The following is a 23046-nucleotide window of genomic DNA, read 5'->3' on the forward strand; positions in this document are numbered from 1 at the left end:
CCCGGATAAATCCGTAGGCACTCTCCGGCGAAGCATCCAACCCGGCCATTGCGCCAGCCCGCCCGAACGGGCTGCCGCAGGCCCGGGGCGCTCCGCGCCGTTGCTCCTGGTCGGTGATGTTGAACAGGAACGAGCACCCGCTCAAATCTCCTCCACATCCATCACTCCGTCGAGCGACTTCAGCGCGCCCTTGATCTGCGGGTTGATCGGGAAGGGCTGGCCCAGGTCCATCTCCACATCGCCGGGCAAACCAGGGTCCTGCAGGTACATATAGACCTCCCCGCGCGCGGCATTGCGGGCCGCCGCCTTGGCGTCCTCCAGCACCTGCGCCACGGTGCCGACGGCAGCAGCATCACTCAGGTAGACCCGCAAGGAACTGCGCCCGGCATCGGCGATGGCGCTGTCCACCGGCCCGACCGAGCGCACCAGCAGTTTCAGCTGATCGCTCTCCATCGTTGCCTCGGCAGTGATCACCACCTTGGACCCGGTTTCCAGATACTCGCGGCTCTTCTCCAGCACATCGGAAAACAGCGTCACCTCATAGGCGCCGGAGGGGTCGGACAACTGGGCAAAGGCAAAGCGGTTGCCGCGGGCCGACTTGCGCTCCTGCCGCCCGGCCACGACCCCCCCCATCTTGGCCATGAACGGGCCGCGCTCAGCCTTCGCTGTCACTTCGTCCAGCGTCATCACCTTTTTCCGCTTCAGCGCCGGCATATAGTCGTCCAGCGGGTGGCCGGAGAGGTAAAAGCCGATCGCCTTGAATTCCTCGCTGAGGCGCTCAGCAGGCAGCCAGTCCGGCACTGAGGGCAGCCGCGGCTCCGGCAAGTCCTCGCCCGCCTCGCCGAACAGCGACACCTGGCTGGAATTCCTCTGGTCGTGCACCGCGGCAGAATAGTCGACCAGCGCGCCCAGGCTCTCAAACACCCGGCGGCGGTTCTGGTCCAGCTGATCAAACGCGCCCGCCCGCGCCAGCATCTCCAGCGGCCGCTTGCCGACCTTCTTCAGGTTAACCCGGCGGGCAAAGTCGAACACATTGACAAAGGGCTTTTCATATCCGCCCTCCTTGCGTGCCTCGGTGACCAGCCGCATGACGTCCAGGCCGACGTTCTTCAGCGCGCCCAGCGCATAGACCAGCTCACCGTTCACAACGTTGAAGGTCGCCAGCGAACGGTTGACGCAGGGCGGCACGTATTTCAGCCCCAGCCCCTTTTTCACCTCTTCAAAATAGATCGCCAGCTTGTCGGTCAGGTGGATATCGCAGTTCATGACCCCGGCCATGAACTCCACCGGGTGGTTCGCCTTCAGCCAGCCGGTCTGATACGACACCACCGCATAGGCCGCGGCGTGGGACTTGTTAAAGCCGTAGTTGGCGAATTTCTCCAAGAGGTCGAAGACCTCGCTGGCCTTCTTCTTGTCGACGCCGTTCTCCGCCGCGCCCTTCTCGAACTTCGGGCGCTCGGCGTCCATCGCCTCCTTGATCTTCTTACCCATCGCCCGGCGCAAAAGGTCCGCACCGCCAAGCGTATAGTTCGCCATCACCTGGGCGATCTGCATCACCTGCTCCTGATAGACGATGATGCCCTGGGTTTCTTCCAGGATATGGTCGATCAAGGGGTGGACAGAGGTGATTGCACGCTGGCCGTTCTTCACCTCGCAGTATACGGGGATGTTTTCCATCGGACCGGGGCGGTACAGCGCCACCAGTGCCACAATATCTTCGATACAGGTGGGTTTCATGCGCTTCAGCGCATCCATCATGCCGGTGGATTCCACCTGGAACACCGCAACCGTCTTGGCCCGGGAATAGAGGTCGTAAGTGACCTTGTCGTCCAACGGAATGGCGTTGATCTGGTTCTCCGCCCCCTCCGGCGGGTCATAGAGCTGAGTGCCGTCCTCGGCGATATGCAGATCACGCCCCGACTGGAAGATCAGGTCCATCGCGTTCTGGATCACCGTCAGGGTCTTGAGGCCAAGGAAGTCGAACTTCACCAGGCCCGCCTGCTCCACCCATTTCATGTTGAACTGGGTGGCCGGCATATCCGATCTCGGATCGCGGTAAAGCGGCACCAGCGCGTCCAGCGGCCGGTCCCCGATCACCACGCCCGCCGCGTGGGTGCCGGCAGAGCGCAGAAGCCCTTCCACCTGCTGGCCATAGGTCAAGAGCCGGTCCACCACCGGCTCGTTGCGGGCCTCCTCGCTCAGGCGCGGCTCTTCCTTCAGCGCATCCACGATCGACATCGGCTTTACGCCTTCGACCGGGATCAGCTTGGACAGCCGGTCCACCTGGCCATAGGGCATCTGCAAGACCCGCCCCATGTCGCGCACCGCCGCTTTGGACAGAAGCGCGCCAAAGGTGATGATCTGCCCAACTTTATCCCTGCCGTATTTCTCCTGCACGTATTTGATGACCTCCTCGCGGCGGTCCATGCAGAAGTCGATGTCAAAGTCGGGCATCGACACCCGTTCCGGGTTCAGGAAGCGCTCGAACAGCAGCGAATACCGCAGCGGGTCAAGGTCGGTGATGGTCAGCGCATAGGCCACCAGCGAGCCCGCACCTGAACCCCGCCCCGGCCCCACCGGGATGTCATGGTCCTTAGCCCATTGGATAAAGTCGGCAACGATCAGGAAGTAGCCGGGGAAGCCCATGCCTTCGATGATGCCCAGCTCGAAATCGAGCCGTTCCTGGTATTCTTCGACACTCACCGCATGCGGGATCACCGCCAGACGCTGCTGCAGGCCCTCATTGGCGATGCGGCGCAGCTCTGCCACTTCGTCATCGGCAAACTTGGGCAGGATCGGATCGCGCCTGTACGCCATGAAGGCGCAGCGTTTGGCGATCTCCACCGTGTTTTCAATCGCTTCGGGCAGGTCGGCAAACAGCGCAACCATCTCTTCCTGGCTCTTGAAGTAATGCTGCGCAGTCAGCCGGCGGCGCGGCTCTGCCTGATCGACATAGGCGCCCTCGGCGATGCAGATCATCGCGTCATGCGCCTCAAACATTTCCGTGCTGGGGAAATAGACGTCATTGGTGGCGACCAGCGGCAGGTCCATGGCATAGGCCATTTCCACATGGCCGCGCTCGGTCTGTTTCTCCGCCTCCGGCTGGCCGTGTTCACCCGGATGGCGCTGCAGCTCGACATAAAGCCGGTCGGGGAAAATCGCCTTCAGCCGCTGCATCAGCGCTTCCGCCGCCGGGCGCAGGCCCATCTGCAGCAGCCGCCCCACCGGCCCGTCCGGCCCGCCGCTGAGGCAGATCACGTCGCCCGCGTTTTCCTCCAGCTCCTCCAGTGTCACATGCGGCAGCTCGCCCCCCTGCCGCAGATACAGGCAGGAGTTCAGCTTCATCAGATGCTCATATCCTGCCTCGCTCTGCGCCAGCAGCACCAGTGGCGCCGGCGGCTTGGGCCGCTCACCTGGTGCCGGTTCCGTGAACCGCAGATCCACCTGGCAGCCGATGATCGGCTGCACCCCGGCACCGCTCGCCGACACCGAAAACTCCAGCGCCGAGAACAGGTTGTTGGTATCCGTCACCGCAATCGCGGGCATGCCGTGCTTCTTGCACAGATCCGGCAGCTTTTTCAGCCGCACAGCGCCTTCCAGCAGCGAATATTCGGTATGGGTGCGCAGATGAATGAATCGGGGAGAGCTTGTCATGGCGCCACGCTATCTTATTGAGACGGAGAGGTGAAAGGGTGATCTGCGTTTGGAACACCCGTCAAAACCGGTGCGGTGACCCCTGCATTTTATCCATTTTGTTGAAACTCTTTCGCCGCAGACGCGCAAAGCCTCCGCAAAAACGCAAATAAAACGCATAAATATTAACGCGATACCCGCAAACACCGCAACATTCTTGCGCCGCGAAATACTGCACCGCAGCACCGGTTTTCCTTGCCTTGACGACAGGCTGCTCCCTAGGCTGTTGACAGTAAGCAAAAAACAGCCTGCCCCGCCCTCTGCGCCGCATCGAGGGCAAGGCACACAGGGTCAACAGGGTAAAGCGGCGGTATCGGGAAGATGGCACTCACCTTTCGTCTGAACGGTGAAGAAGTCCGCATTCCGGACGCAGATCCGTCCACAACTTTACTGGACTGGCTGCGCTGCGAAAGAGGGCTTACTGGCACCAAAGAAGGCTGCAACGAGGGCGATTGCGGCGCCTGCACCGTCATGGTCACCGACGGGCGCGGTGCCAAGGCGCTGAACGCCTGCATCCTGTTCCTGCCGCAACTGAATGGAAAATCTGTCCGCACCGTAGAGGGCGCCGCAGGCCCGGACGGCAGCCTGCACCCCGTCCAGCAGGCGATGGTGGACCAGCACGGCAGCCAATGCGGTTTCTGCACTCCCGGCTTCATTATGTCGATGGTCACCGCCCATACCAATGGCGCCACCGATTTCGACGATCAGCTGGCCGGCAACCTCTGCCGCTGCACCGGCTACGCCCCGATCATCCGCGCGGCTGAGACCGCCAAAGATGCCTCAGTACCGGATTGGATCACCCGCGACCGCCCGGTCGAACCCGGAACCCAGCCGCTGATGCCGCAGTCGGCGGATGATCTGGCAGAACTTTATGCCGCCAGCCCGGACACCACCCTGGTCGCCGGCGCCACCGATGTCGGCCTCTGGGTCACAAAGCAGCTCCGTCACTTGCCGCAGATGATCTTTCTCGACGGTTGCGCCGACCTCAAAGACATTGAGGTGACAGACGCCGCCGTTCGCATCGGCGCCATGGCGGATTTGAATGCCCTGCGCGCAGCGTTGCAACCGCTGCACCCCTCCTTTGCCGAAATGCTGCGCCGTTTTGCCTCCCAGCAGATCCGCGCTGCCGCCACTGTCGGCGGCAATATCGCCAACGGCTCCCCCATCGGCGACACCCCGCCCGCATTGATCGCGCTTGGCGCCACCCTGCATCTGCGCAAGGGAAATACCCGCCGCGAACTGCCGCTGGAGGCATTCTTCCTCGACTACGGCAAACAGGACCGGGACCCGGGCGAATTTGCCGAGGCTGTCAGCTTCCCGCGCCAGCCCGACACGCTGAAGGTCTACAAGCTGTCGAAGCGCTTCGACCAGGACATCTCCGCAGTGCTCGGCGCCTTCAACGTGACAGTGGCTGACGGCCAGGTCACCGCCGCCCGCATCGCCTTTGGCGGCATGGCGGGCATTCCCAAGCGGGCCGCAAATGTCGAGGCTGCGCTAACCGGCCAGCCTTGGAATGAGGCCACGATCCAATCCGCCGCCGCGGCCTTCGATCAGGACTTCACCCCGATGAGCGACATGCGTGCCTCTGCCACCTACCGGCTGGAAACCGCGCGCAACATGCTTAGCCGCTATTTCGCCGAGACGAACGGACAGGCGGTCTCGGTGCTGGAGGTGAAACCATGAGCGTCTCCAAACCCCTCCCCCATGACGCCGCCGAACTGCATGTGACCGGCACCGCCCGCTATGTGGATGACATCCCCTCCCCCGCAGGCACCCTGCATCTGGCCTTTGGCATCTCCCCGATTGCCCGCGGCCATATCACCGGCATGCACCTGAGCGAGGTGCAGCACAGCCCCGGCGTCGCAGCAGTGCTGACAGCCAAGGGGCTGCCGTTCTCCAATGACGTCTCCCCTTCAATCCATGACGAGCCGCTGCTGGCGGCAGGCACCGTCAACTATATCGGCCAACCGGTGTTTCTGGTGGTGGCCGACAGCCACCGCAACGCCCGTACCGCCGCCCGCAAGGGCCAGGTGGATTACCAGGAAGAACCCGCGCTTCTGACCCTCGACGCGGCGCTGGCCGCCGACAGCCGGTTCGAGGAAGGCCCGCGCATCTATCAGAAGGGCGATGCCGCCGCTGCCATCAATGCCGCCCCGCGCAAGGTCGAGGGCACATTTGAACTGGGCGGGCAGGAGCATTTCTACCTCGAGGGCCAGGCGGCTATGGCCTGGCCGCAAGAGGACGGTGGCATGCACGTCTTCTCCTCCACCCAGCACCCGACCGAGATCCAGCACAAGGTCGCCGACGCCATCGGCCTGCCGATGCATGCCGTGCGCGTCGAGACCCGCCGCATGGGCGGCGGCTTTGGCGGCAAGGAAAGCCAGGGCAACGCACTTGCCGTTGCCTGCGCCGTTGCCGCACGGCTGACCGGCAAGCCCTGCAAGATGCGCTATGACCGCGACGACGACATGGTGATCACCGGCAAGCGCCACGCCTTCCGCATTTCCTACCGCGCCGGTTTCAATGAGGACGGCCAGCTGCAGGGGGTCGAATTCCTGCATCTGGTGGACTGCGGCTGGGCGCAGGACCTGTCGCTGCCGGTCGCCGACCGTGCCATGCTGCACGCCGACAACGCCTATTTGATCCCCAGCATCCGCATCGAAAGCCACCGCTTGCGCACCAACCGGCAAAGCGCCACCGCCTACCGCGGCTTTGGCGGGCCGCAGGGCATGGTCGGGATCGAGCGGGTGATGGACCACATCGCGCATGATCTGGGGATCGACCCGGCAGAGCTGCGGCAGCGTAATTTCTACGCGCCCATGCAAAGCCCGGACGCCCCCTCGGGCGCGCCGCAGGACACCTCTGGCCAGCCGCTGGACCAGGACGCCGATCTCGCCTCCCGCGGCGCCCCAGCAAAACCCGCCAAAACCAGCCCGCCGCCCAGGGACGTGCAGACCACCCCCTACCACATGCCGGTCGAGGATTTCGTCCTGCACGAATTGACCGCTGAGCTGCTGAAGTCCTCGGACTACACGGCGCGCAAGGCGGCCATTGCCGAATGGAACAAGACCCAGCCCCACCTGAAGCGGGGTATTGCGTTTTCGCCGGTGAAGTTCGGGATCTCCTTCACCCTCACCCACCTCAATCAGGCCGGCGCCCTGGTGCATGTCTATCAGGACGGCTCTGTGCACCTGAACCACGGCGGCACCGAGATGGGCCAGGGCCTGTTCCAGAAGGTGGCGCAGGTCGCCGCCAGCCGCTTCGGCATCCCGCCGGAGAGGATCAAGATCACCGCCACCGACACCGGCAAGGTCCCCAATACGTCGGCCACCGCCGCCTCCTCCGGGTCCGACCTCAACGGCATGGCGGTGAAAGCCGCCTGCGACACCATCCGCGACCGCATGGCAGAGCATCTTGCTTTGCAGCATCAGGCCCGCCCCGGCGATGTGGTGTTTGAAAACGGCCAGGTGCGCATCGGCCAGGATGTGATGAGTTTCGACAAGGCGGCGGCGCTCTGCTACCAGGGCCGCGTCAGCCTGTCCGCCACCGGTTTCTACAAAACGCCCAAGGTCGAATGGGACCGGATCAAGGGCCAGGGCCGCCCGTTCTACTATTTCTCCTATGGCGCTGCCGTCACCGAAGTCGCGGTGGACGCCCTGACCGGCGAAAACCGTATCCTGCGCGCCGACATCCTGCATGACGCCGGCGCCTCGCTGAACCCCGGCATCGACATCGGCCAGATCGAGGGCGGCTATGTCCAGGGCGCAGGGTGGCTCACGACTGAGGAGCTGGTCTGGGACGACGCCGGACGACTGCGCACCCATGCGCCTTCCACCTACAAGATCCCCGCCTGCTCCGACCGGCCCGATGTGTTCAATGTGGCGCTGTTCGACGGGCAAAACCGCGAGGACACAATCTACCGTTCCAAGGCGGTGGGCGAGCCGCCGTTCATGCTGGGCATCTCTGCCTGGCTGGCCCTCAGCGATGCAGCCGCGGCCTTTGGGCCCGCCTACCCGGCGCTGAACGCCCCCGCCACGGCAGAGGAAATCTGGCGCGCGATCCGGAGGGTGCGCGATGGGGTTTGATGTCCAGGCCCTGCGCGAGGCGGTTGCAGAACACGGCCGCGTGGTGCGGGTGGTGATCGCCGCCATCCGCGGATCCTCCCCGCGTGACCCGGGTGCTGCCATGCTGGTCTGGGAGACCGGCCAGAGCGGCACCATCGGCGGCGGCACACTGGAATTTGAAGCCGCAGAGGCGGCACGCCAGCAGACAGCAGCCAAGCGGTTCAGCACCCACGCGCTGGGGCCGGATCTGGGCCAGTGCTGCGGCGGCGCCGTCACCCTGCTGAGCGAAGTGTACGAGGCCGCCGATCTGGACGGGCTGGACACCGAAACCATCGTCCGCCCGGCTTCCCCTGCACCGATGCCGATGGCGGTGAAACGCATCCTCGCCGCCGCCCGCAGCCAGGGTGTTCCCCCCGAACCGCAGCTGGTGGACGGCTGGATGATTGAACCGGTGCACCGCCCCAGCCGCCCGGTCTGGATCTGGGGCGCAGGCCATGTCGGCCGGGCGCTGGCGGATGTACTGGCGCCGGTGCCGGAGATGGCAATCACTTGGGTGGACACCGCACCGGAGAGGTTCCCGGACGAAACACCCTCCGGCGTCACCACTGTTCCGGCCGCCGATCCCGTGCTCCTCGTGCCGCATGCGCCTGAAAACGCTGCGCATTTGGTGCTGACCTATTCCCATACGCTGGATCTGGCGCTATGCCACGCGCTGTTAGGCCGCGGCTTTGCCTTTGCCGGGCTGATCGGCTCCAGAACCAAATGGGCGCGGTTCCGCACGCGCCTTGCGGCCCTGGGCCACGCCCCCGGGCAGATTGCGCGGATCACCTGCCCGATTGGCGATCCGCAACTTGGAAAACACCCGCAGATGATTGCGGTCGGCGTCGCGGCCCAGCTGCTGCGGCAAGGTGCAGAAAACGAACTGAGAGAGGGCGCAAGCGCGTGACCGTACCACTGTTGAGCCTTCAGGGCCTGACCAAGGCCTACCCCGGGGTTGTGGCCAACGACTCCGTTTCCTTTGACATCGGCGAGGGCGAAGTGCACGCCCTGCTCGGCGAAAACGGCGCCGGCAAATCGACGCTGGTCAAGATGATCTATGGCCTGGTGAAGCCCGACAGCGGCAAGATGCTGTTGCGCGGCCAGCCCTTTGAGCCGGCCGAGCCGCGCCAGGCGCGCGCCGACGGCATTGCCATGGTGTTCCAGCATTTCTCGCTGTTTGACGCGCTGAACGTGGCCGAGAACATCGCGCTCGGCATGGAAAACCCGCCGGAAATGCGCGACCTGGCGGCCCGCATCCGCGAGGTGTCGGAAACCTACGGGTTGCCGCTCGACCCCTACCGCACTGTCGGCGACCTGTCCGCCGGCGAGCGCCAGCGGGTGGAGATCATCCGCTGCCTGCTGCAGGATCCGAAACTGCTGATCATGGATGAGCCGACCTCGGTGCTGACCCCGCAAGAAGTGGAGATCCTGTTCAAGACCCTGCAGAAGCTGCAGTCCGAGGGCACCTCCATCCTCTATATCTCGCACAAGCTGGAGGAGATCCGAACCCTCTGCGACCACGCCACCATCCTGCGGCTTGGCAAGAACGTCGGCGAATGCACGCCTGCCGACACCTCGGCCCGCGACATGGCAGAGATGATGGTCGGCAGCACCCTGCAGACACCGGAACGCGGCAGCCGCGAGTTCGGCGAAGTCGCGATGCACATCTCCGGCCTGTCGGTGCCGGCGCCTTCGGCCTTTGGCACGGCGCTCAAAAACGTGCATCTGACCGTGCGCAAGGGCGAGATCCTCGGTATCGGCGGCGTGGCCGGCAACGGTCAGGACGAACTGCTGGGCGTGCTGTCGGGCGAAACCCTGACCGACGCCGACGCTGTAAAGCTGCACGGCGATCCGATCGGCCGCCTTGGCCCCACCGCGCGGCGCAAGCTTGGCGTGCTGGCCGCACCCGAGGAGCGGCTCGGCCATGCCGCCGCGCCGGACATGAGCCTGACCGAGAACGCCATGCTCACCGGTTCGGTGCGCGAGGGTCTGGAGAAGAACGGATTTCTGGATTGGGGCGCAACCAAGGATTTTGCCGAACGCATCATCAAGGCGTTCGACGTCCGCACGCCGGGTCCCGGCAACGCGGCACGCTCGCTGTCCGGCGGCAACCTGCAGAAATTCGTGATCGGCCGCGAAGTGCTGCAGAAGCCTGAGGTGCTGGTGGTGAACCAGCCGACCTGGGGCGTCGATGCCGCCGCTGCCGCCGCCATCCGCCAGTCGCTGCTGGATCTGGCTGCAAAGGGTGCCGCCATCGTCTGCATCAGCCAGGATCTGGATGAGCTGATGGAAATCTCCGACAGCTTCGCCGCGCTCAACGAAGGCCGCCTCAGCGCCCCGCGCGAGGCCGCGGGCCTGACGGTGGACGAGATCGGCCTGATGATGGGCGGCGCCCACGGTATGGAGGTAGCGCATGTCTGATACCGCCCGCAGAGTTTTCGCCTTCGGCGAGAGTATTTTTTGGAAAGATGAAACAGGGAGCCGCTTGAATGATCCGGCTTGAGAAACGGCCGCAGCCGTCGCGCGCCTGGTCGATGGCCACGCCGCTGGTGGCAGTGCTGGCGACGATGTTTTTTGGCGGGCTCTTGTTTGCCGTGCTTGGCAAACCACCGGTAGAGGCGATCCGCACCATTTTCTGGGAGCCGCTGTTTGGCGAGTTCTCCTTCTACTACCGTCCGCAGCTCTTGGTGAAGGGCGCGCCGCTGGTTCTGATCGCTATCGGCCTGTCGCTGGGCTTCCGCGCGGGCATCTGGAACATCGGCGCCGAGGGCCAGTACATCATGGGCGCCATCTTTGGCGCCGGGGCGGGCCTTGCCTTCTACCCGTCAGAGTCGTTCCTGATCTTCCCCTTCATGGTCCTCGCCGGTGCCTTTGGCGGCTGGATCTGGGCGATGATCCCGGCAATCCTCAAGACCCGCTTCGGCACCAATGAAATCCTGGTCTCGCTGATGCTGGTCTATGTGGCTGAACAGTTCCTCGCCTCGGTCTCGCTGGGCCTTTTGAAGAACCCTGAGGGTTTCGGCTTCCCCGGGTCCCGCAACCTGCAGTCCTGGGATGCCGCCCATAATGCAGAGCTGATCGCAGGCACCGGTATGCACTGGGGTGTGGTGGCGGCGCTGATTGCGGTGATCTTTGCCTATGTGCTGTTGAACCGCCACATGACCGGCTACCACATCCGCCTCACCGGCGAGGCGCCGCGGGCCGCGAAATTCGCCGGCGTGAACCCCACCCGTCTGGTTCTGTTCTGCCTCGGCATGTCCGGCGCGCTGGCCGGACTGGCCGGCCTGTTCGAGGTCTCCGGTCCCTCCGGCCAGGTCTCCATCGATTTCAACGTGGGTTATGGCTTTACCGCGATCATTGTGGCCTTCCTGGGCCGCCTGCACCCGGTCGGCATCCTGCTGGCGGGCGGGCTGATGGCGTTGACCTATATCGGCGGCGACATTGCACAGTCGAATCTGCAGCTGCCCGCCGCGGCGATCCAGGTCTTCCAGGGGATGCTTCTGTTCTTCCTGCTGGCCTTCGACTTGCTCACCAATTTCCGCATCGCAATCGGCAAGCCGGAGGTGGCGTAACATGGATCTTTCTGCAATCAACCCGGTCCTGCTCATCGCCTCGCTGATGGTGGCGGCAACCCCGCTGCTGCTGGCGGCCATCGGCGAACTGGTGGTCGAAAAGGCCGGCGTGCTGAACCTCGGGGTCGAGGGGATGATGATCGTCGGCGCCATCGCCGGCTTTGCCACCGCGGTGGAAAGCGGCTCGCCCTTGCTGGGCTTCGTTGCTGCCGCCATTGCAGGCGCCGCGCTTTCGATCCTGTTTGCGATACTCACCCAGTTTGCCCAGGCGAACCAGGTGGCCTCCGGCCTGTCGCTGACACTGTTCGGCCTGGGCCTGTCGGCGCTGATGGGGCAATCCTATGTCGGTGTGAAACCACCGCAGATGGGTGACATCCACATTCCGGTGCTCAGCGACCTGCCCGTCGCCGGCCCGATCCTGTTCGGCCATGACATCATCCTCTACTTCGGCATCGTCCTGACCGCTGCGGTCTGGTGGGTGCTGAAATACTCCCGCCTCGGCCTGGTGCTGCGCGCGGTGGGCGAAAACCACGACGCGGCCCATGCGCTGGGGTACAAGGTGCTGAAGATCCGCCTGCTGGCGATCATGTTCGGCGGCGCCTGCGCAGGGCTTGGCGGCGCCTACATCAGCCTGATCCGCGTGCCGCAATGGACCGAGGGCATGACCGCCGGCATTGGCTGGATTGCGCTGGCGCTGGTGGTTTTTGCCAGCTGGAAACCCTGGCGCGCGCTGTTGGGTGCCTACCTGTTCGGCGGCGTCACCGTGGTGCAGCTCAATCTGCAGGCGGCAGGCGTTGCCATCCCGGTCGAGTATCTGGCAATGTCGCCCTATCTGATTACGATCCTTGTGCTTGTTATCCTTTCGGCGGACAAAAGCAGCGCACCCGCCTCGCTTGGCCGTAACTTCCACGCCTCCCGCTAGACGGGGGGCTTTTAACTGCCCCGGGCACGGGGCCAAATAATCCAAACTGGGGAGCTATTGATGAAACTGACCAACCTCCTGACCAGCGCCGCCGTGGCGCTTGGCCTGGCCGCAGGCGCGGCCTGGGCCGAAGACAAGACCAAAGTGGGCTTTGTCTACGTGGGCCCCGTCGGCGACGGCGGCTGGACCTATGAGCACGACCAGGGCCGCAAGGCGGTTGAAGCCGAATTCGGCGACCAGGTCGAAACCGTCTATGTGGAAAACGTAGCCGAAGGCCCGGATGCCGAACGGGTGATGACCCAGATGGCCCTGGAAGGCGCTGACCTGATCTTCACCACTTCCTTCGGCTACATGGACCCGACCATCAACGTCGCCAAGAAGTTCCCGGACGTGAAGTTCGAGCACGCCACCGGCTACAAGCGCGCCGGCAACGTCTCGACCTATTCCGCCCGCTTCTATGAGGGCCGCGCGGTGCAGGGCACCATTGCGGGCCACATGACCGAAAGCAACATCGTCGGCTACATCGGCTCCTACCCGATCCCGGAAGTGATCCGCGGCATCAACTCTGCCTACGTCCACGCCAAGAAGGTGAACCCTGACGTCCAGTTCAAGATTGTCTGGGCCTTCACCTGGTTCGACCCGGCAAAAGAGGCGGATGCAGCCAAGGTGCTGATCGAACAGGGCGCGGACGTGATCCTGCAGCACACCGACTCCACCGCACCGCAGGCGGCTGCACAGGCGGCCGGCAACGTAATCACCTTCGGCCAGGCCTCCGACATGTCGGAATACGCGCCGAAACCGCGCGTGTCCTCCATCATCGACGACTGGGCACCCTACTACATCGCCCGCACCAAGGCGGTGATCGACGGCACATGGGAGTCGGTTGACACCTGGGACGGCATCGGCGCCGGCATGGTCGGCATCGGCGAGATCTCCGACGCGGTTCCGGCTGACGTGAAAGAGGCCGCGCTGGCAATCAAAGACTCCATTGCCGACGGCTCCTACCACCCGTTCACCGGCCCGCTGAAGAAGCAGGACGGCTCTGACTGGCTGGCTGAGGGCGAAGTGGCCGATGACGGCACCCTGGCCGGCATGAACTTCTATGTCGAAGGTATCGAAGGCGACATCCCGCAGTAAGCGGCACAGTCCCCGAACACGGAAAGGCCCGCCAGCACGCGGGCCTTTTTCGTTTTGCGGAAAGTTCTAAACCCTCTGGTCCAAAGTCAGCCCCGGATACAGCATGCTGATGTCGCGTAAGCCAATCCCTATCGCACCCGCTTGATCCAGGTTGCGGAAGGTGACCGATGCCCCGTTCTCAAACGTTATCTTCATGCTGTTTTCGCCCGCCGTCACTTCATACTCCAGCGAAGGGTCGGTAACCAGCATCACCTCCGCTCCATTGGCAAGGTCGACAGTATCATGGCCGTCCACCGGACCTTTCAGGGCCACGGTGCCGCCGTCTATGAAAAACACATCATCCCCTGCCCCGCCGGACACCGCAATTTCGCTGGCGACCTTCAGATGGATCTGATCATCGCCGGTGCCGCCATCCACGTTGACGGTGTGGCGGGCAGCATCCGCAAGCCGTTGCGCCGCCGTGCGCCGCGCGGCTGAGACAGACGGGTCACCAGCCCGGTATGGGGCCGACCGGAAGGCCGCCCGGTCCGCTGTGACTGAAATCCGGTCATTACCTGCGCCGCCCTCGACACCGCTGACAAGGCTTGCTCGGATCATCATCAGATCATCCCCGGCACCGCCGTCGATATTTCTGACATATGAGGCCGCAAGGGAAACCGCGTCATTGCCGCCCCCTGCATCCACCGCCTGCAGCAGCTCGCTGCGGATCGCGATGGCGTCATCGCCGCCGCCCGTGTGGATAAATCCAACATCGCGGCCGGCAATGCTCAGGCTATCAGCATTGGCGTATGCCTTGGTTTCCGTCCAGGCGTAATGTTTGCCATTCCCGGTGATCGACCTCGAAACGGCGCTGTCTCTATCGGTTTCCACGAAATGCACCCGATCCCCGCGCAGGCTCAGCGCATCAGCCCCATCGCCCGTGTGCACCTGCAAAATTCGCTCCTTTTGCAGGCTGACCGCATCGTGGGAAGAGCCGGTATTCAGATCAGCTGCATGGAATTTAAGGGCAAAGGTGACGCCCTCCGCAGCGCCTTGCGCAATGCGCTGCGCGACAAAGCCGACCATGCTGTCCTCTGCCGGGGCCTCACCCGCCAGCACCTGCAGGGCGGTTTCCCGGATATCCGGCCCCGCCTCGGCATTCTTCAGTTTTGCCAATGCGGCCTTCATTTCAGACGCTTTTTCCAAGTAACGCACAGCGGTCAAGTTAACCTCGTCAGGCTTGCTGCCCGGTGAAATCGTGACCCCTTCCTGTGAACGCCTGTGCAGGTCCTTGACCCAGCCCCTTTGGGATTCCATGCGTTTGGCTTCCGCTTCTTCAGGCGTCATCTCTCTGACAGCGACGCCTCCGGCAACCTCAGCGGATGCGGTGCCGGTTTGGGCAGTCAGCCCCATGAACTGTTGCGGATTCATCCATGAAATTTGCATGCGGCCTCCAAATCAACCCTAGGGTGATATTGCCGCGAACTACCTGTCTTTGAGTTAACCGGCAGCACTGCGGGCAAAGGTTTCTGCAGCCGGTGCGGGGGGCAGGGGCCGGTACCAGTTTTTCTGCCGCGCATTACACCCTGATCTTCCTGCAGCCTGCTGACACGCCTTGTCACTGCCGTGCGGTACACCCCGCCCCACGAGCCGGCCGGTGGCATGAATTTCCCGGCCGATCCCGGCGGCGGGCCGTTGCCCCGAAATCCGCCAAGCACACAGGAGATAGCTTTTGAAGATGAATTACTTCGTTGTTGGAACCAACAACATGGACGCGTCGGTTGCATTCTATGACGCCCTTTTTGCGCAGTCAGGACTGACCCAGGCCCGGCCAAGCGAACGGATGACCTACTGGCTGAAGGACGATTTTGCCTTTGCTGCAGCCCTGCCGTTTGACGGCGCACCAGCTGCAAACGGCAACGGAACCATGGTGGGGTTCAGCCTTGGATCTGCCGCCGAAGTCACCCGGCTCTACAGCAAGGCTCTTGAGCTGGGCGGCACATGCGAGGGTGAACCCGGGCAACGCGGGCCGCGTTTTTCCGCATATGTGCGGGATCTCGACGGCAACAAACTCTGTTTCGCGGATTGAGCCCGACCCGATTGCAGCAATAGGCGGACCCGCGGGCCCGCCTTGTTCTTTCTTTCCAGCTCCCCCGCCTTAGTGCCCGGACAGCACCAGCGTCGTCACCGGCATCAGCAGCAGCCGCAGCCGCAGGCCGGCTGCATGAACCACGCCGATGGTGTCCACAACATGCAGGAAAGCCCACTCAGCGGTGCCGATGCTCTCATCATGCTCCAGCCGTTCGTGATTGCTGGTATAGACATTGGCCAGGCAGTTGCTGCCCGGCGGCAGCGCCTCGGCGGTGCCTTCGTAAAGCGGCTCCATGAACACGGTGATGGTACCGGGTGCGCGCATGTTCTGCAGGTCGCGCAGCTCATCCGTGGGGCGCAGCTGGCCGCTGGCGATCACGTCCTGCACCTCGACCACCACCATCGGGATAACCGTGAAGGGTTTGGTCATGCAGCCGATCTCGGCGATCATGCCGGGCTTGATCACTTGCGCTGCCATCTGGTTGAAGCCGGCCTGGAAGCGGTTCCTGCCAGAGGCCAACGGCACCAGAATGCCCGCCGGTCGCAGCACCGGGCTGACATAGTCGCCGACCTGCAGCGCAAACTGTTCGACCCGCCCATCGACACCGGCAGACACCAGCGTCTTGTCCAGCTCCGCCTGGGCCAGTTGCAGCTGCGCCTCAGCGCTGGCCATCTGGGCCGGGATCAGCACCTCGATCTGCTGTTCAACCGCGGCCTTTTGCGCACGCGCCGCCTCCACCGAGGCCGCCCTTTGCTCCACCAGATTTTCCAGCCGTTCGATTTCAGTCAGCCGCACCGCGCTTGACCCCTGGTCGCGCAGCGTCTGGTTTCGCTCCAGATCATCGCGCGCCTGCGCCAGCGCCGCCTGCGCCTGAGCGATACCGGCATCGGCCTTGGCCAGATCGGTATCGGCCAGTTTGCGTGACGCCTCCACCTGGGCAATCGCCGCACGGGCGGATTCCAGCGCTGCCTTTTGCGACAGCCCCTCCAGCCGCAGGATCGGGTCGCCCGCAGCGACCTCCTGATTGTTAACGACATAGACCTCGGCCACCCGCCCGCCGACCTGCGGCAGGATGGTGACAGTACGGAAGTAGGAGGCCACCGTTTTAGTCGCCGGGTGAAAGTAGAACAGCGTGGTCAGCACCATCAGGGTCAGCATCACACAGGCCGTCAGGCCCCAGCGCAGCTCATACCAGACGGAAAACAGCGTCAGCTCCTGGCCGAGCCGCTTGCCCTGCACGAAACGGCGGAACAGGAAGTCGGGCAGAATGGTAACCAGCGCGCACAGCAGTGTCTCGATCATCGCTCAGTGCCCCTCTGCCACAGGTTCCGCCTGCACCGGCGCAGGCGCGTCCGGTTCGTCCGGCGGCGGGGTTTCTCCGGCCTGCACAACAGGCGCCTCAGGCTCCCGCCCCAGGCCGCGCACCGCATCGGCAATGGACCGCAGCGGTGCCGCCAGATCCGGGATCTGGAAACCCGCCATCAGGATCGCCGCTACCCAGAAGATATTATTGTGGGTGAACAGCGCCAGCAGCGCCAGGATACCGACCAGCTGGAACTGCGGGTGATTGCTTTTGTGCGCCATCTTTTCCGGCAGCGCGTGCAGGGTGAAATAGGCAACCCCGATCAGCAGGATCAAGACGATGGTGAACACCGCCATGAAGCTGAACAGGAAATCGCTGCCGTCCGCAGCGGTGACATAAGAAGGGATATGTCCCGTCGCCATCGGATGCGCATTGGGCGTCGTCATCGTCCGTCCCCCGTTTCAGTTTATTTTCTTGAACTGCATCCAATAGTTGCACTGCCCGGTGGTCAGACCAAGCATTTTGTCAGCCGACGCTGAAATTGCCCTTTGCCTGCCCGGCCTTGCGTGCCACTCTCCGGCCATGACACAGCCCCCGCGCAAGACACTTACCAGCCCCGATGGCACGCCCGCCAGCCGCTTTGCCTTCGGTTGCATGCAGTTCGGCGGCCGCGCCGATGAAACACAATCGGCAGAGATGTACGCCGCCTGCCGCGCTGCCGGCATCACCCATTTCGACACCGCCTGGGTCTATACCGATGGCCGCTCGGAACAGATCCTCGGCCGCCTGATCAGGGAAGAGCGCGATCAGCTGCTGATCGCCACCAAGGCAGGCTACGAAGGCGGCGCCGGCGCCGCTAACCTGCGCGCCCAGCTGGATCAAAGCCGCCACCGGCTGGATCTGGACATGGTCGATGTTTTCTACCTGCACCGCTTCGACCCGGACACCGACCTGCGCGAAACCATGGACTGCTTTGCCGCGCTCAAGGACGAAGGCGTGATCCGCTATGCGGCGCTGTCGAACTTTGCCGCCTGGCAAGTGATGAAGGCGCAGATGGCGGGGCTCGCCTCTGGCGCGTCCATCGACATCCTGCAGCCGATGTATTCGCTGGTGAAACGCCAGGCAGAGGTGGAGATTCTGCCGATGTGCGCTGACCAGGGCATTATCCCGGTGCCTTACTCGCCCCTTGGCGGCGGCCTGCTCACCGGCAAATACGCCGCTGGCGGCACAGGCCGTATCACTGAGGATAAGGGCTACAGCGTCCGCTACAGCCCCGCCGCAATGCACGAGACAGCCATCGCGCTGGCAGAACTTGCCGCCCAGCGCGGCACCCATCCCGCGACCCTGGCGGCGGCCTGGGCCGCGGCCCACGCGTCCGCGCCGGTGCCGATCATCTCCGCCCGCAATGCGGAGCAGCTGCAGCCCTCGCTGGCGGCGCTGGACTTCCCGATGGACGCAGACCTCTACCATGCAATCGAGGCGCTCAGCCCGCGCCCTGCGCCCGCCACCGACCGGCTGGAAGAACAAGACGACAACAAGGACTAGACCCATGCAGGATTTCATCGTCATCGGCGGCGGCATGGCCGGTACCAGCGCCGCCGCCCGGCTTTCCCAACTGGGCAGCACCACCCTGTTCGAGATGGAGGACGCGCTCGGCTATCACTCCTCCGGCCGTTCCGCCGCGCTGTTTGAGGAAAACTACGGCCACGGCCCCACGATCGACCTGAACCGCGCCAGCGCCGCGCACCTGCGCGAGAACGGCTACCTGTCGCCGCGCGGGCTGATGCTGGTCGGGGCCAAGGGGGAAGCCGATCTCTTTGCCCGCGACGTGGATGAACTGGGCATGGCGACGCTTGAACTCGACGAGGCCCGCGCCATGGTGCCGATCCTGAACCCGGACGCCGTCGGCTTCACCGCCATCAGCGGCGCGGCAGAGGATATCGACACCGAACGGATGCTGCAGGATTTCGCCAAGTCCCTGCGCGCCGCGGGCGGGCAGACCGTGACCAAGGCACCGGTCACAGCGATCACCCGCATCAGCGGCGGCTGGCAGGTCACCGCGGGCGGCACCGTGTACGAAGGGCGTAACCTGGTCAACGCGGCTGGCGCCTGGGCTGATCAGGTCGCCGCGCTGGCCGGGGTCGATGCCATCGGCCTGCAGCCCAAGCGCCGCTCGATGGCCCGGCTGCCCGCCCCCGGCGGCCACGACGTCAGCGGCTGGCCGATGCTGCTGGGCGCAGGTGAGACCTGGTACGCCAAGCCCGATGCCGGCAAACTGCTGGTCTCCCCTGCCGATGCCGACCCGGTGGAGCCGCATGACGCCTATGCCGACGACATGGTGCTGGCCGAGGGGCTGGCCCGCTATGAGGAAATGGTGACAGAGCCGGTGACGCGGGTCGAAAGCAACTTTGCCGGGCTGCGCAGCTTTGTGGCTGACGGGACGCTGGTGCTGGGGCCGGACCCGGACCAGCCCGATTTCATCTGGTGCGCCGGTCAGGGCGGATACGGCATCATGACCGCGCCCGCCGCCTCGCAGCTGATTGCCGATTTGGTGGCAGGCCGCGAACCGGTTCTGGACGCCGCCATGGTCGCCGCCCTGTCGCCCGCGCGGCTGCGCTGATGCCAGTACGCTCAGTTCCCGGCGCGGCCTCTGTCGCGGAACCGCAAGGCGGCAAGCTGTTCGCCCCCTCTGCCGCCCGCAACAGCAGCGCCATCTGCGATCTGCTGGCGGATGCGGCCCCGCCGCAGGGCCGCGCCCTGGAACTGGCCAGCGGCACCGGCCAGCATGTGATTGAATACGCTGCCCGCCTGCCCGGCCTGCACTGGCAGCCAACAGAGGTGGACGCCGCCCGCCGCGCCAGTATCCAAGCCTATGCCGATGAGGCAGCCCTTACCAATATCGCACCGCCCATCGCCCTGGACGCCACCGCCCCCGGCTGGTGCGCGGACCACGCGCGCCAGGACCTCATCGTGCTGGTGAACCTGCTGCATCTGATCAGCGAAAGCGAGGCCCGCACCCTGATCGGAGAAGCTGCCGCTGCCCTCGCCCCCGGTGGGCGATTTGTGATCTACGGCCCCTTCACGCGCGCAGGAGACCTCATCAGCGAAGGCGACCGCGCCTTCCACACCGCCATCACTGCCCATGATCCGGAGACGGGCTACAAGGATGATGCTGAGGTCACCCGCTGGCTGCATGCTGCCGGGTTGGACCTGATTCAGGCGGTGGAGATGCCCGCCAACAACCTTGCGCTGGTTGCGGAAAAACCCTCAAACTGAATTCCGGCGCGGAATTCAGCCCGGAAAACACGTGTTTTCCATGGAAAATCCTGCGCCGGAATTTTCTCTCCTAGCCGCCGCGCACGTTCTTCAGGCCGCGGATCACCTGGCGGATATGTTCCAGCGCCGGGTTGTCGGGCAGATAAAGCGCGCGGCAGCCAAGAAGGATCTCCGGCGCGTCCTGCACCGCGTGCAAGGCCCTCGCCGCCAGCGCCTCTGCCGCCATATAGGCGGGGAAATACCCCATGCCGCCGCGCTTTCTCAGATAGCGCAGCCCCATTAGTGCATTGCCCAGCACGATGTGCTGGCGGCTGCGGGCGGGCAGCACCTCTTGCAGCTGCGCGTCGTATTCCGTACCAAATTCAAGGCTGATGAACAGGGGCAGCGCATCCCGCCCCAGCCGCAGGGGGCGGTCCGCCACCAGCACCAGCCGCTCCGGCGGCAACTCCTCTGCCGCCAGCCGCGTGCCCGCCGGCACCTCATTCACAATCGCCAGGTCCAGCAGGCGGCGCGCCACGGCCTCGCCCATGTTCATTGCGTGGTCATAGTTCAGGGTGAAGGGCACCGTGCCCTGCTCCTTCTCCAGCCAGACCGCCACATCGACCAGCAGAGGGTCCCAAACCGACAGCTGCGCCCCCAGCCGCAGCGGCACCTGCCCCGCCAGGCTCGCCTTCAGGTCGCCAGAAACGAACTCCCACGTGCGCATCATCTGCTCGGCATATGGCATAAATTGCCGTCCCGCCGTGCTCAGCCGTGTGCCGCCGGGGCCGCGCTCGAACAGCTCCGCGCCCAGCGCGGCCTCCAGCGCCTTGATCCGGGCACTGACCGCGGTTTGGGTGACGTTCAAGGCCCGCGCCGCGCCATGGAAGCTGCCCTCTGCCTCGATTGCCAGAAATGTTTTGAACGCGCTCATCTGCATGCTGATCACTATTTCCACTCAGCCTGAGCAAATCAATTCGTTTTCCTGCTCACACAGGACCCGCTACCCTGCCAGCAGATCAACCAAGGGACACACGCCATGCTGGACAAAAGCCACAAGCCAACCTGGACCAGTTTTGAAGACGCCACCGCCGCCGACTGGGCCGCGGTGGAGAAATACGAAGAGGCATATAACGCCGCCCTGCCTGACCGCATCCTCGACGCCATCCGCTCGCTGGACGAGGACTGGACCCCCTACCCGGTGAACCGCTACCAGCATTCGCTGCAGGCCGCGACACGTGCCTGGGAAGACGGCGCCGAGGACGAGATCATTGTGGCAGCGCTGGTGCATGACACCGGCGACATCCTGTCCCCCTACAACCATGGTGAGCTGTCGGCGGCGATGATGAAGCCCTATGTCAGCGAGAAGACCTACTGGATTCTCAAGTACCACTGCGTGTTTCAGGGCTTCTACTACAACCACCACTTTGGCGGCGACCGCAACGCGCGGGACAAATACCGCGACAGCCCCCATTGGGAGGACTGCCGGTATTTCTGCGAAAAGTACGATCAATGCGCCTTTGACCCGGAGTATCCCACCAAACCCCTGGAGTTCTTCGAGCCGATCCTGCGCAGGGTTCTGTCGCGCGGCTGGGGTCATATGGAGCTGGCAGAGACAGCGGAAGACTGACCCATCCATTCAGGTTTTGCGACGGGCGGGAGGGGTTGGCACGCATTGCCCGGTGCTCAGTGGTGAATGGCGCCAGGGCCGCAAGCTCAATCCGCAGCGCGGACGCCCGTTCCCATAAGCACCGGCATCGCCTGGCCCCCGGCGTCCATTGCGAACGCTTGTTCAACCCGGATTGACCCAAGACCCGCATCCCGGAGCGCGCCTCTTACCTGCTGCTCCGTTAGCCCGGAGCCGCCTTCGTCTTCGGCCAGCCAATCCCACTGCACGAACATCCCCCCGCGGTTCAGCAGCTCCGCCAGCACCGCCACCGCACCGTTGTAGTCCGGCAGGAAACTGCAGACGGAGGAGGCGCAGATCAGGTCAAAGCCGCTGAGCCGGTCCCCGGCCTCAGCTGCGCTGCCGTCCAGAATGTCCGCGTGCAGCGCCGTGACATTGGGCAGCGCCTTATCCTGCAGCACCGCGATCATCCGGTCTGAGGTGTCGACGGCCACCACTTCCCGCACATGCGGTGCCAGCTTTTCGCTCAACAGCCCGGTGCCGCAGCCGAAGTCCAATACCCGTTTGCCCCGCCAACTGCCGCTGGTGATGCCAGCAGAGGCGTCAAGCGCCGCAAAAGCCCGGGTGGCATAATGGCGGACATCGCTATTGCCGTCCCATCCGTCCGCATAGTCGTTCCATTCGCCGCTCATGTGCCTGCATGCCCTGTATTTGTGTCTCCGGCCCGGGACACTGGCGGGGCGTGCAAGCACCGTCAACAGGAACCGGTCGGGTGCGGCAAATAAAATGCTGTCCGCAAGGTGCAGTAAGCTTGCGCTGCATTTGCCCCGTGGCCAGTATTAGGGACCGGAATGCGCACACTATATTGAGCCGGAACCCGTGCCGGTTTACAACCTTTTGAAGGGCCAGACTTCCGGAAGGGAACGCGCAGCATGATTGCCTATGTCACCGTCGGCGCTGACGACATTGCACAGGCTAAACGGTTCTATTCCACACTCTTGCCGGCCCTTGGCTACGAGCTGGAGGAAGGGCCTGAGGGATTGAGTTACACTCTGCCCATTGCAGCGGGCCAGTCGCCCGTTCCGCCCGACTTCTATGTCAAGCCAACCTTCGACGGGCGCCCGGCCTCGGCTGGAAACGGTTCGATGGTGGCCTTCCAGGCCCGCAATCAACAGCAGGTGCGCGGCCTTCACGCCGCCGCGCTTGCCGCAGGCGGATCGGATGAAGGGCCGCCAGGGTTCCGCGCCGCCTACGGCCCCCGCTTCTATGTCGGCTACCTGCGCGATCCGCAGGGCAACAAGATTGCACTGTTCTCCAGCGATCCGAACGAACCGGGACGGGACGGGTAGGACGGGCTGTTCCG

Annotated in this window: 19 protein-coding genes; 13 read left to right on the top strand and 6 right to left on the bottom strand. The window is 64.3% G+C overall.

Annotated features, from left to right (window positions below; all coding sequences use genetic code 11):
• Positions 1 to 141 precede the first annotated feature (141 nt).
• Positions 142 to 3654: a DNA polymerase III subunit alpha gene (gene dnaE / locus AC5STB_RS04700; protein ID WP_495441815.1), complete on the bottom strand. Its 3513-nt coding sequence runs from the start codon at positions 3652 to 3654 to the stop codon at positions 142 to 144.
• A gap of 360 nt (positions 3655 to 4014) precedes the next feature.
• Between dnaE and AC5STB_RS04705 the strand changes: the two genes are divergently transcribed.
• From AC5STB_RS04705 to AC5STB_RS04735, 7 genes are all read left to right on the top strand, one after another.
• Positions 4015 to 5376: a xanthine dehydrogenase small subunit gene (locus tag AC5STB_RS04705; RefSeq protein WP_495441817.1), complete on the top strand. Its 1362-nt coding sequence runs from the start codon at positions 4015 to 4017 to the stop codon at positions 5374 to 5376.
• Entirely contained in the window at positions 5373 to 7778 is a 2406-nt protein-coding gene (gene xdhB, locus AC5STB_RS04710) for a xanthine dehydrogenase molybdopterin binding subunit (protein ID WP_495441818.1), read from the top strand. Before AC5STB_RS04705 ends, xdhB begins: the two co-directional genes overlap by 4 nt.
• Positions 7768 to 8703, top strand: a complete 936-nt coding sequence (xdhC, locus tag AC5STB_RS04715) for a xanthine dehydrogenase accessory protein XdhC (RefSeq protein ID WP_495441820.1) — start codon at positions 7768 to 7770, stop codon at positions 8701 to 8703. Before xdhB ends, xdhC begins: the two co-directional genes overlap by 11 nt.
• Entirely contained in the window at positions 8700 to 10217 is a 1518-nt protein-coding gene (locus AC5STB_RS04720) for an ABC transporter ATP-binding protein (RefSeq protein ID WP_495441821.1), read from the top strand. The genes xdhC and AC5STB_RS04720 overlap by 4 nt, the downstream gene beginning before the upstream one ends.
• Before the next feature lie 68 nt (positions 10218 to 10285).
• On the top strand, positions 10286 to 11368 hold the full coding sequence (locus AC5STB_RS04725; protein ID WP_495441822.1) for an ABC transporter permease: 1083 nt from the start codon (positions 10286 to 10288) through the stop codon (positions 11366 to 11368).
• A gap of 1 nt (position 11369) precedes the next feature.
• A complete protein-coding gene (locus tag AC5STB_RS04730) occupies positions 11370 to 12290 on the top strand; it encodes an ABC transporter permease (protein ID WP_495441823.1) in 921 nt (306 codons plus the stop codon).
• 60 nt (positions 12291 to 12350) lie between these two features.
• Positions 12351 to 13427, top strand: a complete 1077-nt coding sequence (locus AC5STB_RS04735) for a BMP family ABC transporter substrate-binding protein (RefSeq protein ID WP_495441824.1) — start codon at positions 12351 to 12353, stop codon at positions 13425 to 13427.
• Positions 13428 to 13493: 66 nt separating this feature from the next.
• On the opposite strand, the gene AC5STB_RS04740 is transcribed toward AC5STB_RS04735, so the two are convergent.
• Positions 13494 to 14594, bottom strand: coding sequence for a hypothetical protein (locus AC5STB_RS04740; protein WP_495441825.1), 1101 nt, complete (start codon positions 14592 to 14594; stop codon positions 13494 to 13496).
• 550 nt (positions 14595 to 15144) lie between these two features.
• Here AC5STB_RS04740 and AC5STB_RS04745 point away from each other — a divergent pair.
• The gene (locus AC5STB_RS04745) at positions 15145 to 15495 is read left to right on the top strand and encodes a VOC family protein (protein ID WP_495441826.1); all 351 of its coding nucleotides are present in this window, start codon (positions 15145 to 15147) and stop codon (positions 15493 to 15495) included.
• A 69-nt stretch (positions 15496 to 15564) separates the two neighbouring features.
• Here AC5STB_RS04745 and AC5STB_RS04750 read toward each other — a convergent pair whose 3' ends face one another.
• Both AC5STB_RS04750 and AC5STB_RS04755 read right to left on the bottom strand, forming a co-directional pair.
• Positions 15565 to 16800 (bottom strand): HlyD family secretion protein, encoded by a 1236-nt coding sequence (locus tag AC5STB_RS04750; RefSeq protein ID WP_495441827.1) that lies wholly within the window; start codon positions 16798 to 16800, stop codon positions 15565 to 15567.
• Positions 16801 to 16803: 3 nt separating this feature from the next.
• Positions 16804 to 17247, bottom strand: coding sequence for a hypothetical protein (locus tag AC5STB_RS04755; protein WP_495441828.1), 444 nt, complete (start codon positions 17245 to 17247; stop codon positions 16804 to 16806).
• 136 nt (positions 17248 to 17383) lie between these two features.
• On the opposite strand from AC5STB_RS04755, the gene AC5STB_RS04760 reads away from it, so the two are divergent.
• The 3 genes from AC5STB_RS04760 to AC5STB_RS04770 are packed head-to-tail and all read left to right on the top strand — an operon-like array spanning position 17384 to position 20077.
• Positions 17384 to 18346: an aldo/keto reductase gene (locus AC5STB_RS04760; protein WP_495441829.1), complete on the top strand. Its 963-nt coding sequence runs from the start codon at positions 17384 to 17386 to the stop codon at positions 18344 to 18346.
• 4 nt (positions 18347 to 18350) lie between these two features.
• Positions 18351 to 19421, top strand: coding sequence for an NAD(P)/FAD-dependent oxidoreductase (locus tag AC5STB_RS04765; RefSeq protein ID WP_495441830.1), 1071 nt, complete (start codon positions 18351 to 18353; stop codon positions 19419 to 19421).
• Positions 19421 to 20077 (top strand): DUF938 domain-containing protein, encoded by a 657-nt coding sequence (locus AC5STB_RS04770; protein WP_495441831.1) that lies wholly within the window; start codon positions 19421 to 19423, stop codon positions 20075 to 20077. Before AC5STB_RS04765 ends, AC5STB_RS04770 begins: the two co-directional genes overlap by 1 nt.
• A 70-nt stretch (positions 20078 to 20147) precedes the next feature.
• On the opposite strand, the gene AC5STB_RS04775 is transcribed toward AC5STB_RS04770, so the two are convergent.
• Complete coding sequence (locus AC5STB_RS04775; RefSeq protein WP_495441832.1) at positions 20148 to 20990, bottom strand: LysR family transcriptional regulator; 843 nt, start codon at positions 20988 to 20990, stop codon at positions 20148 to 20150.
• 105 nt (positions 20991 to 21095) lie between these two features.
• Between AC5STB_RS04775 and AC5STB_RS04780 the strand changes: the two genes are divergently transcribed.
• A complete protein-coding gene (locus AC5STB_RS04780; RefSeq protein WP_495441833.1) occupies positions 21096 to 21686 on the top strand; it encodes an HD domain-containing protein in 591 nt (196 codons plus the stop codon).
• An 86-nt stretch (positions 21687 to 21772) separates the two neighbouring features.
• Here AC5STB_RS04780 and AC5STB_RS04785 read toward each other — a convergent pair whose 3' ends face one another.
• The gene (locus tag AC5STB_RS04785; RefSeq protein ID WP_495441834.1) at positions 21773 to 22375 is read right to left on the bottom strand and encodes a class I SAM-dependent DNA methyltransferase; all 603 of its coding nucleotides are present in this window, start codon (positions 22373 to 22375) and stop codon (positions 21773 to 21775) included.
• A 240-nt stretch (positions 22376 to 22615) separates the two neighbouring features.
• On the opposite strand from AC5STB_RS04785, the gene AC5STB_RS04790 reads away from it, so the two are divergent.
• Positions 22616 to 23032 (top strand): VOC family protein, encoded by a 417-nt coding sequence (locus AC5STB_RS04790; protein WP_495441835.1) that lies wholly within the window; start codon positions 22616 to 22618, stop codon positions 23030 to 23032.
• Positions 23033 to 23046 lie beyond the last annotated feature (14 nt).

This window comes from Leisingera sp. CC-HEC093, from assembly GCF_059429195.1.

Excerpts from the sequence above, each read along its gene's own strand:
- dnaE (WP_495441815.1), bottom strand. The coding sequence starts at position 3,654 with ATGACAAGCTCTCCCCGATTCATTCATCTGCGCACCCATACCGAATAT.
- AC5STB_RS04705 (WP_495441817.1), top strand. The coding sequence starts at position 4,015 with ATGGCACTCACCTTTCGTCTGAACGGTGAAGAAGTCCGCATTCCGGAC.
- xdhB (WP_495441818.1), top strand. The coding sequence starts at position 5,373 with ATGAGCGTCTCCAAACCCCTCCCCCATGACGCCGCCGAACTGCATGTG.
- xdhC (WP_495441820.1), top strand. The coding sequence starts at position 7,768 with ATGGGGTTTGATGTCCAGGCCCTGCGCGAGGCGGTTGCAGAACACGGC.
- AC5STB_RS04725 (WP_495441822.1), top strand. The coding sequence starts at position 10,286 with ATGATCCGGCTTGAGAAACGGCCGCAGCCGTCGCGCGCCTGGTCGATG.
- AC5STB_RS04730 (WP_495441823.1), top strand. The coding sequence starts at position 11,370 with ATGGATCTTTCTGCAATCAACCCGGTCCTGCTCATCGCCTCGCTGATG.
- AC5STB_RS04735 (WP_495441824.1), top strand. The coding sequence starts at position 12,351 with ATGAAACTGACCAACCTCCTGACCAGCGCCGCCGTGGCGCTTGGCCTG.
- AC5STB_RS04740 (WP_495441825.1), bottom strand. The coding sequence starts at position 14,594 with ATGAAGGCCGCATTGGCAAAACTGAAGAATGCCGAGGCGGGGCCGGAT.
- AC5STB_RS04745 (WP_495441826.1), top strand. The coding sequence starts at position 15,145 with ATGAATTACTTCGTTGTTGGAACCAACAACATGGACGCGTCGGTTGCA.
- AC5STB_RS04750 (WP_495441827.1), bottom strand. The coding sequence starts at position 16,800 with ATGATCGAGACACTGCTGTGCGCGCTGGTTACCATTCTGCCCGACTTC.
- AC5STB_RS04755 (WP_495441828.1), bottom strand. The coding sequence starts at position 17,247 with ATGACGACGCCCAATGCGCATCCGATGGCGACGGGACATATCCCTTCT.
- AC5STB_RS04760 (WP_495441829.1), top strand. The coding sequence starts at position 17,384 with ATGACACAGCCCCCGCGCAAGACACTTACCAGCCCCGATGGCACGCCC.
- AC5STB_RS04765 (WP_495441830.1), top strand. The coding sequence starts at position 18,351 with ATGCAGGATTTCATCGTCATCGGCGGCGGCATGGCCGGTACCAGCGCC.
- AC5STB_RS04770 (WP_495441831.1), top strand. The coding sequence starts at position 19,421 with ATGCCAGTACGCTCAGTTCCCGGCGCGGCCTCTGTCGCGGAACCGCAA.
- AC5STB_RS04775 (WP_495441832.1), bottom strand. The coding sequence starts at position 20,990 with ATGAGCGCGTTCAAAACATTTCTGGCAATCGAGGCAGAGGGCAGCTTC.
- AC5STB_RS04780 (WP_495441833.1), top strand. The coding sequence starts at position 21,096 with ATGCTGGACAAAAGCCACAAGCCAACCTGGACCAGTTTTGAAGACGCC.
- AC5STB_RS04785 (WP_495441834.1), bottom strand. The coding sequence starts at position 22,375 with ATGAGCGGCGAATGGAACGACTATGCGGACGGATGGGACGGCAATAGC.
- AC5STB_RS04790 (WP_495441835.1), top strand. The coding sequence starts at position 22,616 with ATGATTGCCTATGTCACCGTCGGCGCTGACGACATTGCACAGGCTAAA.